Source organism: Pseudobutyrivibrio sp. OR37 (assembly GCF_900113655.1).
Taxonomy (GTDB): Bacteria; Bacillota; Clostridia; order Lachnospirales; family Lachnospiraceae; genus Pseudobutyrivibrio.
The window spans coordinates 43,366-56,720 of record NZ_FOQF01000018.1 but is presented as its reverse complement, the minus strand read 5'-3'; the positions used below and the strand labels follow the sequence as shown (position 1 = coordinate 56,720).

Annotated in this window: 9 protein-coding genes; all 9 read right to left on the bottom strand. The window is 35.0% G+C overall.

Annotated features, from left to right (window positions below; translation table 11 throughout):
* Window positions 1-18: 18 nt before the first annotated feature.
* Window positions 19-906 (bottom strand): ribonuclease E/G, encoded by an 888-nt coding sequence (locus BM097_RS09755; RefSeq protein ID WP_090548733.1) that lies wholly within the window; start codon window positions 904-906, stop codon window positions 19-21.
* Window positions 896-1,612 (bottom strand): TIGR03936 family radical SAM-associated protein, encoded by a 717-nt coding sequence (locus BM097_RS09750; RefSeq protein WP_090548731.1) that lies wholly within the window; start codon window positions 1,610-1,612, stop codon window positions 896-898. Before BM097_RS09750 ends, BM097_RS09755 begins: the two co-directional genes overlap by 11 nt.
* On the bottom strand, window positions 1,602-3,470 hold the full coding sequence (locus tag BM097_RS09745; protein WP_090548727.1) for a TIGR03960 family B12-binding radical SAM protein: 1,869 nt from the start codon (window positions 3,468-3,470) through the stop codon (window positions 1,602-1,604). Before BM097_RS09745 ends, BM097_RS09750 begins: the two co-directional genes overlap by 11 nt.
* 6 nt (window positions 3,471-3,476) lie before the next feature.
* A complete protein-coding gene (hisIE, locus tag BM097_RS09740) occupies window positions 3,477-4,757 on the bottom strand; it encodes a bifunctional phosphoribosyl-AMP cyclohydrolase/phosphoribosyl-ATP diphosphatase HisIE (protein ID WP_090548723.1) in 1,281 nt (426 codons plus the stop codon).
* A gap of 18 nt (window positions 4,758-4,775) precedes the next feature.
* Complete coding sequence (gene hisB, locus BM097_RS09735) at window positions 4,776-5,369, bottom strand: imidazoleglycerol-phosphate dehydratase HisB (protein WP_090548719.1); 594 nt, start codon at window positions 5,367-5,369, stop codon at window positions 4,776-4,778.
* 15 nt (window positions 5,370-5,384) lie between these two features.
* Complete coding sequence (locus BM097_RS09730) at window positions 5,385-10,142, bottom strand: leucine-rich repeat domain-containing protein (RefSeq protein ID WP_090548716.1); 4,758 nt, start codon at window positions 10,140-10,142, stop codon at window positions 5,385-5,387.
* 129 nt (window positions 10,143-10,271) lie between these two features.
* Window positions 10,272-11,564, bottom strand: a complete 1,293-nt coding sequence (gene hisD, locus BM097_RS09725) for a histidinol dehydrogenase (RefSeq protein ID WP_090548712.1) — start codon at window positions 11,562-11,564, stop codon at window positions 10,272-10,274.
* Window positions 11,551-12,207: an ATP phosphoribosyltransferase gene (gene hisG / locus BM097_RS09720; protein WP_177197426.1), complete on the bottom strand. Its 657-nt coding sequence runs from the start codon at window positions 12,205-12,207 to the stop codon at window positions 11,551-11,553. The genes hisD and hisG overlap by 14 nt, the downstream gene beginning before the upstream one ends.
* Window positions 12,208-12,209: 2 nt before the next feature.
* The gene (gene hisZ / locus BM097_RS09715) at window positions 12,210-13,226 is read right to left on the bottom strand and encodes an ATP phosphoribosyltransferase regulatory subunit (protein WP_090548709.1); all 1,017 of its coding nucleotides are present in this window, start codon (window positions 13,224-13,226) and stop codon (window positions 12,210-12,212) included.
* Between the last annotated feature and the right edge of the window lie 129 nt (window positions 13,227-13,355).

Sequence of the window (13,355 nt, the reverse complement as noted above, 5' to 3'; positions counted from 1 at the left end):
ACATCAGGAAATTTTATATTATATTTGAAAAGACGCAAAGCTTCTGCTTCTTGTAATTTCAAGAAGTCCTAAATTTGTAAAGCCATGAATTGTTACAATGGATATATCTTTTTGGGCATAATTATTAGAAATGACTAGAAGCTTTTGCTCTTCCTCCTTAGAGACCTTTAATAAATCGACAATTATAATGCCTGAAACAGAACGAAGGCGTAGCTGTCTTGCTATTTCTTCCAAAGCTTCTAGGTTTGTTTCCATTGGCGTTGATTTACCGTAGTTTTTGGAGGAATTGATGTCAATTATTGTCATGGCCTCTGTTGGCTCAATAACAAGATTTGCCCCTGATTTTAAATGAACTACCTTCGAAGAGACTTTATCTAAAATACCTGTAAGGCCATATAGATTCCAAAGAGATATTTGTGAATCCTCGTATCTACGAATATTTAAATTTGAATCCAAATATTCTTCCAAATCAGAGACGATTTCACAGCCCATATCAACATAATGTTCTACGTAATAGTCTACAAAACTATAATTTATATCACTATCTGAAAAATTTTCTAGAAAATTGCAGGAATAAGGCTTAACACCTTTTCTATCCTGAGAAATTTGCACATAAAACTGATCTGCCTGGCAAACTAGCTTTTTTTCAGAATGACGCTGTACAAAATGCTCTGGCTTAAGCTTTTTATTTTCGATAAATCCTTTATCTCCAGAATCCATTTTTATAATACAAGCATCAATATCCGTTAAAACCTTTTCTACGGTAGCCAGATGGATTTCACCAACTTTGGTTATATCAAGATTAATCAAGTCTGTAGGTTTATCATTTTCGTCAAAAGAAACAAGGAGCCTAAGCTCCCTGTCCTGATATATACCTGATGTAATTACAATTTTATTAATGCTCATCCCCTATGTCTCCTAAAGAAACAAAACTGTCAGATTCACCTGTAAACATATCAACACGGTGAATATCAAGTGAAAGCTCATTAAATTCTGGCAAGCCAAGATATTCGTGGAAGGCTTTAATAACAAGCTCTGGCTTAATATTATCAGTGCTTCCTGATGAAAGAAGTAAATCGTATACAGGCACGCCGTCTTTTACTTCAATGTTAAATCTGTAAATGAGTGGCTTTAAATCAATTTCGCGCTCACCCTTTTTAGTCTTTTTTACGATATTAATAGCTGCAGCCTCATCAAAGAATTTTTCTTTAAGGTCACAGATATTTTCGATATAACAGGCATCATCCTTGCTGTCCTTATAGGTAACGATGTAGCTTGCCCCTGTAACAGCGCTCATACATTTTTCAGCATTATCTGGAAGATATTTGAAGCTTGTGATAGCAAGACCTTCTACCATGTTCTCGTTAAGAGAAGCAATTCCCTTAGCAGAAGCAACCTCTTCCTTAATATCGATATCCATGTATTCGCCCTCAGATGTAAGTCCAACACCAAGAGGTGATGCAAAGGACATAATCTGATGTGGATTAAAGCCTTCTGAATATCTGATTGGAAGGCCTGATCTTTTAACAGCCTTTTGGAAAAAACGCATTAAATCCAAATGGCCTACATATCTCATTATTCCTGTTTTTTCAAATCTAATTCTAACGCGCATTGTGACATACCCCCGATCCGATTTTTGCTGAACCACAACCGCTGCAGCCCATCTTACAGTTAGGAGTAACATTGCCTGCCATGGCGTTATTCCATTCTTTCTTAAGGAAATTCTTAGACACATGACAATCAATGAAATCCCATGGAAGAATTTCATCTAAATCACGCTGTCTGTAAGCATAATAATCTATTGAAATATTGTTCTTTTCAAAAGCGGCAAGCCACTTATCTAAATCAAAATATTCGCCCCATGCATCAAAGAAGCAGCCACTATTATAGGCATCTAAAATTGCAGGGCAAAGTCTTCTATCGCCTCTTGCAAAAACGCCTTCAAGTACGGTTACATCTGAATGATGCCAGTTGTACTTAAGTGATTTTTGATTAAGCTGTGCCTTCATCTCGTCGTTAACTACCTTGGCACGACGCAAGTATTCTCCTGCCTCATACATAGGAGCCCACTGGAATGGTGTAAATGGCTTTGGTACAAAGAAAGATGTGGAAATAGTAATCTGGCATCTTCCCTGACGCTGATCCTTTGGAACAGTCTCATAGTAGGCAGCAGCAATATCGTTGGCAAGCTGTGGAATAGCCTTCATATCTTCGTCTGTCTCAGAAGGAAGACCAAGCATGAAATAAAGCTTAACCTTATTCCAACCGCCCTTAAAGGCAAGTGTAGCACCGCCTAAGATGTCTTCTACAGTAAGGCCCTTATTGATAACGTTACGCATTCTCTGACTACCAGCCTCTGGCGCAAATGTGATGCTAGATTTTCTAACATCCTGCACCTTTGACATAACATCAAGTGAAAATGCATCAATTCGAAGTGAAGGAAGTGATACGTTAACACCCTCTGATAGGCAATCATCAATAAGGAAATCCATAAGCTCTCCAAGAGCATGGTAATCACTTGAAGAAAGTGAACTAAGGGAAATCTCCTCATGACCAGTGGCTGCAAGTAATTCCTTTGCCTGAGCCTTAAGTACTTCAACTGATTTCTCACGGTTTGGTCTATAAATCATTCCAGCCTGGCAGAAGCGACAGCCTCTGATACAACCACGCTGAATTTCAAGAACAACTCTATCCTGGATTGCACGGACAAATGGAATAAGCATCTTTGTAGGATAGCTTGATGAATCCATGTCCTTAACAACCTGTCTTTCGATGGTAGCTGGAACATCATCATATATAGGTTTGAAGCTTTCGATGGTTCCATCGCTTTCCTTATATGTAACTCCGTATAAAGAAGGAACGTAGATGCCAGGAATCTTTGAAGCATCACGAAGAAATGCTGCTCTATCAAAGCCATCAGCCTTGTGCTTTTTGTAAAGCTCTAAAAGCGCTGGGTAGCTGGTCTCACCTTCGCCAACATATACTAAATCTACAAAATCTGCTATAGGCTCTGGATTTGTAGCGCAAGGACCACCAACTACTACGATAGGGTCATCGTTTTCTCTATCCTTAGTAAGAAGGGCAACTCCAGCCAAATCTAGAATCTGTAAGATATTTGTATAACACATTTCGTACTGAAGAGTCATTCCGATGAAATCAAAATCCTTAATTGGGTCCTGTGATTCCAACGCAAAAAGAGGTATATTCCTTTCCTTCATCAGATTATGTAAATCTGGCCAAGGCGAATATACCCTTTCGCAATATGTATCCTCACGCTTGTTTAGCATATCGTAAAGAATAGCTATTCCAAGGTGAGACATACCAACTTCGTAGACATCAGGGAAGCACATGGCAAATCTGATGTCTACGTCAGCTGGATTTTTGATTACACTATTAAATTCGTTGCCGATATAACGTGCAGGCTTATCAATCTGCATCAAAATATCGTCAGGTAAAGCTAGTTTTTTCATATAATCCTATCTTTGAGCAAGCTCCGATGTGATATCTTCCCAGGTTACACCCTTTTCAGCCATTAGCACCATAAGGTGATATAAGAAATCTGATATCTCGTATTTGGTTTCTTCAGAATCTGGATTTTTGGCTGCAATAACAATTTCTGTAGCCTCTTCACCAACCTTCTTAAGAATTTTGTCAAGGCCCTTATCAAATAGATAATTGGTGTAAGAACCTTCCTTTGGATGTGCTTTTCTATCCATGATAATTGCATACACATCCTCAAATACCTTTAACGGATTACGCTCAACATACTCCTTTTTTACAATCTCATTGAAGAAGCAGCTTGGTGCGCCAGTATGACATGCCACTCCAACTTGAGAAACTTTCGCCAAAATAGTATCAAAATCACAGTCAGCAGTCAATGACTTGACATACTGAATATGTCCACTAGTCTCCCCTTTTACCCAAAGCTGTTGACGTGAACGAGAGAAATAAGTCATTTTTCCTGTACGAATTGTGGCATTTAAGGATTCCTCATTCATATAAGCAACCATGAGAACCTCTCCTGTTTGAAAATCCTGAACAACAGTAGGCACAAGTCCATCTGAATTTGGATGTAAATCATTCCAGGTGAGCTTTGGCTCAAAGTTATCCATTTTGATGCCTGCATCAGATAATTCGCTTTTAATTTGCATAATATCTGAAGAAGTGCTATTAAGGAAAGCACCTGAAATGCCACGAATTTGATCTGATTTTAAAAGCTTTAGTACATAATCAAAATCGTATTCATCTACCTGAACGATATAAGGTGTGCTTGTAATATTCTCGAGTCCCTCTAAAAGGGTTGGGTTCATGATTAAAAGCTCATGTACATTATCCTGAAGAAAATCCTTTGTTTTGAAAAGGAAATCTACAGTTGAAAGACTTACAAGCATTTTATTAGGGCCAAATCTAGCAGCGGCTTCCTTTATAAGATCAATAGTTTCTGGCTTTGAACCGTTAAGAATAACCTCAACACATCCAGCATATAAGAGCTTTTTAACATCCTCTAAGCGCTTGATATTACCTCCGCCTGCAGTCTTAACCTGAACATTACGATTAATTTCACGTATAGCTAAAATATTCTTATCATGCTCTTCGTCTGTTGATGAAAGATCATAGCAAATGATTTTATCAATTCCGCTATCATCATAAACGGATGCAAGTTCGAGTACATCCTTCTTATCTTCTAATTCGGTAGGACTTTTTACAGCCATTCCATCTTTAATGTAGATGGTGGCAACAATATTTTTTTGTTCCATAATTGCGCTCCTTAATATCTAGATTGTACCCTTTGTTGTCATGGCATCTTTTATGCGTGGGTCAATCAATGTTGCCTCATCTAAGGCTTTTGCGAAAGCTTTAAAGATTGCCTCACACATATGATGCGAATTTCCAGGTGTAATTACCTTAATATGTAAATTCATAGCTGAGGAATAAGATATTGCATAAAAGAATTCCTTTACCATTTCGGTATCCATATAACCGATTTTTTCGGTAGGAAAATCTGCTTCAAAAGAAAGATATGGCCTGCCTGATAAATCAATGGCAACCATTACTAAAGTCTCATCCATAGGTAGAATGCAGCTCCCGTAGCGCTTCATGCCTTGCTTGCTTCCACAAGCCTTTTTTATGGCATTTCCAAGAACTATTCCGGTATCCTCGATTGTATGATGACAATCTACCTGCAAATCTCCTTTGATAGAAGCTGATAAATCAAATAAACCATGCCGTGTAAAGGCATCTATCATGTGGTCGAAAAAGCCAATACCAGAATTGACCTGGCAATTTCCTGTTCCATCCAATGAAAAGTCTATTGTGATATCAGTTTCTTTTGTTTTTCTAGAGACTTTAGCTTTTCTTTCTTCAAACATAAATTACCCCCTTTTTTATTTTACCTTTGTTGGCACAACATTAAAAGTGATAGTTTTTTTACCTGCGTAATCCCCTCTTCCATATATTGTTACAGTAGCAATATTTTTAGAAGAATTAATGTTATAAGAAAAATAGTAATCCTTATTATTTACAAGAGTGATGTTACCATACTTAAGTGAAAAATCAGTGCTCTTAACAGTAGTGCTTGTGCTTGACTGATAATATAGCTTTGCTCTTTTAGTTATCTTCGCTTGAGATAAACTTTTAGCTACTACGTAAGCCTGATGAGTTTCTTTGCCTATGTAACCACCACCAATGGCTTCAAGTTTTACCTCTATTAGTGAATTGGGATTAACTTTATCCTTTGCCCCAAGCTTTTTACCATTGTAATAATATTCTACTTTGTAATCCTTACCAGATATAAGATTTGAGCCACTACTGTCCTTTACTGTTACAGGTATTTTATAATTTCCTGGAACATTTCTCCAGGGAATAGAATAATCCGTTGATGCAAAGAGTGATTTATTAATATTTTCAGTGGAATTGAAAGATGCTTTTACAATATCGTATTCAATTATCTTTACTCCTGAATAGATTCCTTTTCCAGTAATTTCAACTCTAGCTTTACCAATCTTGTTAAAATCATAATATTTAACAACATAGTCAACATCCTTCTCTAGATAGAAAAAGCGTACATAATCATTTTGTCCTGAAACATTGGATTCCAAAAATTTAATTCTAATTTCAGGCTTAACACCATTTTTACAATAAGGGAATGTATATATATTGTTTTTTGGCTCTACATAGAAACTGCGATCATATAACTTAAATTCAAGATTATCAATCTTAGAAATATCTTGCGCTGGTAAATTTATGTATCTAACCGCTTTACTACCAATATATTTATCTAATCCTATAATCTCAAGCTTAACATTTTTAGGATTTTTAATACTACCCGAATTAGTAATTATGTAATCTTCATAGTTTTCAAGCTTTTTCGTCTTTGTTTTATCTGTATAAACATTGACGTGATTATTTATCAAATCATCATATCTATATCTTCCATCAAAAGATAGTTTGTCTAGATTCACCACTTCAACATAACATTGCGAAAGATTATTAGAACCTTTTACATTGAATGGAATATTTTTCTGTCCAATAAGAATTCTCTCTACGCCTTTATTATCAACAAACTTCTGAGTACTTTTTTTATTTGGTAAAATATGGACATACATCTTAGTTCTTGATGAATTTGCATACGTATAATATACACTTACAAGTTCATTTCCAGTGTAATTCCTTCTATCATAAAGAACCTTTTGACCATATTTAACAACAATATTCTGTTGAATTTTTTTATAGTTTACTGTTGACTGTACTCCAGTAACAGTTAGATTGTTGACAGAAAAATAATCATTGATTACTACAGTATAATTTCTTGTTCCAGTAAAATTACCTTTACCCTTTATGGTAACAGTATATGTTCCATTAGCCTTAAAAGCTTCAGAGTTATAATCCGCTTCCTTTGGATTTGTTCCAGGGAATATTAAGGTATAATCTTTGTTTTCAGTAAGTGTTTTACCGTTGAATATTAGCTTATTTTTAGCTTTTTGAACTTTATTGTTACGGGAAACTTCTATTCTATTGTTATTAAGACTTATATTTGTGTCACTAATGTCCTTTGGTACAATATTAAAGTAAAATACCTTAGTTCCACTGTAAGGAGCTTTGAAATTAACGATAATCTTAGCTTTACCAACATTTGTGTTATTTGCATAGCTCACTTTATAGTACTCTCTTGGAATCCTTTGACCATTATCACTTAAGGAAATATTATTGATAACAATAGGCTTTCCTGTATAAGTTTTATCTGGAATCCCGTTAGTTAATGTAATATCAGATTCATATATCTTTTCCCAAACTGCTTCAAGAATAAGTTCATTATATTTACGGTCAATATTAGTTGTGAAATCAAAAAGTGTAGTTGAGTCCTGTGCTTTCCAACCAATAAATCTATAACCTTCCCTTTTAGGAGCAGGTTCAGGCTTTAGCTTAGTACTAAAAGTTGCATCGATTGTCTTATCTTCATCTACATCATTGTTGTATTTATATGTGACCTTTAATTTATCATCTTTATAAATTGCTTTAAAAGTCGTATCTTCAAAAATAGGTGTATTTTCAAAATCAAAATCTTGATTACTTATATTACTATCTTTATCTAATAACCCCCATCGTGCAAAATAAACTTTTTGCTTTTTAGGTGCTGCAGGTTGTTTTGTACATGTGCCAGCTTTTACTGTTTGAATCACATCAGCCTTTCCGTTGTCGAGCTTATAAGTAATCGTTATATTCTTAGGTGCAGACCATTTTGCGTAAAAATCACATGAATCAGATAGTTTATCACCAGTTTTGACAGGTTTTGTTAAGGCTTCATCATAATACCAGCCTAAAAAATCATATCCTTTACGACACAAATTATAATTAATACCTGCGTATACAGTTATAAGTCCTGATGAACTACTTACATAGCCTTTTGAATATTGGGATGTATCATTTCCTATACCATAGCTTATCAACTCTGAAAAGTGATCTTCCTCATAACTTGATAAATTAGGATGGAATTTTACAGAATATCCATATGTATACTCAGCATAAAGTGTAATGTCAGATTTAACAGGTGTATTAAATAAATAATGATTTTTATTTTCATCAACCCAACCTACAAAAGACCAATTAGCTATTTTTAATTTACTTTTATCAGGTTCTTTTGCGCATTGGCCATCCTGAACATATTGAGAAGGGATATTTATACCCTTTGATTCATAGTTTGTAATAAACGTAACTTTATGACTATTAGCTGGTTTAGGGTTCGCTCCCGTAGGAATAAATTCTGCTTTAGTTTTTTCATCACCATGTGGTGTGCTATGACTTCTTTTTAAGAACTTGTCCCAATTATCATATTTAGCAGGATAATACACCTTTATAGGATTTATATTATAATAAATATCTTCTGCACCGTTTGGAAGGTCACCATTAAATTTAATAGACACAAGATTCTTTAAATAACCACTATTGTAAAAATCTATTTCCTTTATGTTTTCATGTAATACAACAGATGAAAGAGCCAAATTATATATGCTATCAAAGTTGAAAGATGTTATTGATTTTGGAACAACAAATTCACCTTCAACATTTTTAACATTAGAAAAAGCAAACTCGCCCAAAGATTTTACATTATCATTTAAAATGATTTTTTTATCTTTACGTATATTTTCTGCACCTGAAAAAGCACAACGACCTACTGTTTCTAAAGCCGGAAAATTAAAATCTAATTTATAATTTGATTTATATGCAACATTTTTACAAAGTGCATTTTCACCGATTTTTTTTAGTTTTGAAACATCTAAAATAGAACTAATATCGGTAGCATATAAAGAATAACTTCCTAATTCTTTTATGCCACTAGGTAATGTATTTGTTTCAGCCCCTGTTCTATTAAAGGCATATTCATCGATAATATCCATAGTTTTAGGGAATGTAACTTCTCCTAGACTGGATTGATCAAATGCATGTTTTCCAATTCGTTTTACAGATTCAGGAATTATCAATGATTCATATTTATTATTTTTATATATTCCGTGAATGCTATCAGCATAATAGAAGGCATAATCGCCAATGCTAGTAATTCCCTGACTAAATACTAAAGAAGCACCCCAATCTTGTTTTAAATAAGGATACCATTCTGGAAGATTAGTTGCAGAATAATTATACATAGCACCGCTTCCAGTAAATGTAAGCAGTCTTTTAGATGAATCATAGGTCCAATTGATATTTTCACCTGCTTTACCAGAAGTGATATCACCATTTTCTGGTATCCATTTAACTGCTTCAAAACATGATGAAACCTTATCCATCGCAGCTTTCGTATAAGTTTTATTATTGCCAGGATAGTAAACCACAGCAGCAACATACTTGAAAGCATCTTTTCGTACTTCTGGAATATCTCCAGTAAAATGAAATTCATCTACATTCTGAAAATCTAAAAAGGCTTCCTCATCAATTAACTTAAGTTTTGAAGGTAAAACTAACGAGCATTTGTTATTTGTGTTACCAACACTACCAGAATTAAACGCATTATTTCCGATACTCTCAAGGTTTTCTGGCAAAGAATAATTAGCAATAGTAGTATAAGAAAAAGCATTCGCTCCAATGTGAGTTATACGTTTATCAAAAATAATTTTATCAATATATTTATGTTCTTTCTCACAAATTTTTAACCAAGGAACACTTAAACGCTCACTATAATCATACATTGGTCCATAGCCACTTAATGTTAATACATAATCATATTCTGGATATTGATTAGGAACCTTTACTTTTGTATAAGTCCATGTAATATTATCACCAGCTTTACCACTTGTAGGAAGCTCATTTAATAAATCCTGCTCATCTTCTTCCTCTGTTATAAGATTTTCTTCATCATCAGTAAGAAGATCTTCCGATGGTTCTATTTCTTCTGAAGAATTATTTTCTTCTGAAATCAACTCGGTATTTTCCTCTTGTGATTTATTTTCTTCCTTATTATCTTCTTGTGGTTCTGTTGCATCCTTTTGGTAATCAACAGATGACTCTTCTGAAATAATATGTTCTTCAGAAGTCGTATTTTCTTGTGATAAAGCTTCAGCTGCATAAGCAATATCGCTAAATAGTATATTAAAAGCCAAGATGGCACATAAAAAAGAAAGTGCCACAGTCTTTATATACTTTTTCATAATATATCCTCCTCGAGTAAATAAATAATTGTGCAATAAAATCACTAGGATATATTATCATTATTACACGAGCAAAGCAATTGTGAGAAAATATGAGTTAAATTACACACGGTTCGAAGATATTGATGATTATACATCCTCAAATCTTACTTTGATAGAATTTGCATGAGCTGTAAGCTGCTCGTTATTTGCAAATTTAACAACATCAGGATAAACCTTTTCAAGTGCTTCCCTAGAATAAGAAATAATGCTGGATTTTTTAATAAAATCATCTACTGAAAGAGCAGAGAAAAATCTAGCGGTTCCATTTGTAGGAAGCACATGATTTGGACCTGCAAAATAATCACCTAAAGGTTCAGAGGAATACTGACCTAGGAATATTGCTCCAGCATTTTTTACATAAGTCATATCCTCAAAAGGATTAGCGGTTACGATTTCCAAATGCTCAGAGGCGATTGCATTAACACAAGCAATAGCATCCTTTTTGTTTTCTGCAATAAGTAGATATCCGAAATTATCCAATGATTTTTGAATAATATCTTTTCTAGATAAAATCTTTACAAAGCGCTCTATCTCACTTTCCACTTCATCTGCAAGCTTTTTAGAAGTAGTAACAAGTATTGCTGATGCCAACTCATCATGCTCAGCCTGGGATAATAAATCTGCCGCTACGTATGTAGGATTGGCAGTTTCATCAGCAAGAACTAAAATCTCTGAAGGGCCGGCTATGGAATCGATAGATACATATCCAAATACAGCCTTTTTAGCCAAGGCTACAAATATATTTCCAGGTCCTACTATCTTATCTACCTTTTCAATAGATTCTGTTCCGAAAGCAAGAGCTGCAATAGCCTGAGCGCCACCACATTTATAGATAACATCTACTCCAGCTTCATGTGCTGCCACAAGTGTGCTAGGATTTACCTTACCGTTTTTGTCGCATGGGGTGGTCATATAAATGTTAGGTACACCTGCAACCTTTGCGGGCATTACATTCATTAATACTGAGGATGGATATACAGCCTTGCCACCAGGTACATATACGCCTACCTTTGCAAGTGGTGTTACTTTTTGTCCAAGAATGATTCCTTCTTCAGATGTAAACCAGCTATTTTGCTTTTGTTTTGCATGAAAGCTTTCAATATTTACAAGAGCTTTTCTGATTACCTCTATTAGTTCATCTGGAACTTCATTGTAAGCTTCCTCAAGCTCTTCTTTTGTAACTACGATATTAGAAGCGTTAATATCGGCTCCGTCAAATTTCTTCGTATATGAAAAGACTGCCTCATCGCCTTTTTCTCTTACCGTATTTACGATTTCACTTACAGTATTTTCGTATTCAGTGTATTGACTAGGGCTTCTCTTAAGAAGTGATTCCAAAATATTATCAATAGTATCCTTTGTGAGGTTAAGCTTTCTCATTTTCTAATGCTCCCTTTAGCTTTTCGATTAAATCTGTAATTCTTTCGTTTTCCATTTTCATTGACACCTGGTTTACAACCATTCTGGCAGAAAGTGGACAAACCTCTTCTAAAACTACAAGTCCATTTTCTCTAAGCGTGGAACCAGTCTCAACAATATCTACAATGACTTCAGACAATCCAACGATTGGTGCCAGCTCTATTGAGCCGTTTAGCTTGATGATTTCTACAGTCTGATTTTTAGTGTTATAAAAATAATCCTTTGCAATGCGAGGATATTTGCTGGCAACTCTGATAAGCTCGTGATGCTTAAGTAAATCAGCAGCTTCAGCTGGGCCACAAACGCACATCCTGCATTTGCCAAAGCCTAAATCAAGTACCTCGTAAATGTTTCGATTTTCCTCTAATATGGTATCCTCACCAACAACACCTATATCTGCTGCTCCGTATTCAACATAAGTAGGAACATCGGGCCCTTTTGCCAAAAAGAACTTTAGCTTAAGCTCTTCGTTTGTAAAAATAAGCTTTCTTGTATCAGGATCCTTCATTTCCTCGCATGTGATTCCGATACTTTCAAAAAGCTCAAGGGTCTTTTTTGCTAATCGCCCTTTTCCAAGAGCAAAGGTCAAATATCTATTTTCCATAATCACACCTCTTCAGAAATCCTAGGAGATTTCTCTTTTCGTTTTAAAGCAAGCATTAATTGGTCTACTATAATGGCAAAGCCGATAGCTGGTGCTTCCTTACCAAAGTGACTTAAAAGAGTATCGTATCTGCCACCTTTAACAAGTGGTTCACCAACACCATAGGAATATCCAGTGAAAATGATGCCTGTGTAATATTTATATTCTGAAATCATGCCAAGCTCGAAGGAAATATAATCCATAACCTTATTCTTATTTAATAGCTCGTATAGCTTGGTCAGATATTCAAGTGCATCATATACTTTTTTATATTTCTTAGCCTTTTCCAAATAAGGAGCCCATTCCTTTGGAGAATTCATTATCTTTCCAGTAATATCAAATAAATCTACAAGGCCATGGCTGACTCCTGATTGCTCTAGAAGTTCCTTGGCGCCGTAAAAGTTCTTGTTAGATATAAGATTAATAAGCTTTTCCTCATCCTTATCTGAAAGATTTGCCGCCTCAATCAATCCTCTGACTACATCAATGTGTCCAACTCCTATTTCAAATTCCTTTAAGCCTATCTTTTTAAGAGCATTTACTACAATAGTAAGAATCTCTGCATCTGCATCCACAGAGCTATCCCCTATAAATTCGCATCCTGCCTGTGTACTTTCCTTAAGACGTCCCTGAAGACTGTGGTAGTTAATAAAAACATTGCCTTCGTAGGAAAGCTTTACTGCATCATCAGTATCTGAAAAATACATGGCAGCTGCTCTTGCAACAGATGGTGTAATATCAGGTCTAAGCACTAAAGTGTTACCATCTCGGTCAAAGAATTTAAACATTTCGTTAGATTTGCAGCTTCCCACCTCTTTTGAAAAAGTATCAAAATATTCAAAGGTAGGTGTAGATATAGGTGAATAGCCTGCATCCTTAAAGCATTTTCTAAGATTGTAAAGCACATCTAACCTGTTTTCGTGTTCACTGTTATAAATGTCCCTTACTCCTTCTGGAGTGTGTAATGTAAGATTTTTCATATTAGCCCCTCATATACAAAATATACTTTAGTGTGATAAAGAACTAAAGTCATTATACTAATAAATAGCCCTGAAGTCAACATATGCTTCAGGGCCTGTTAATTAAAAGATATTATGTGAATAGTAACA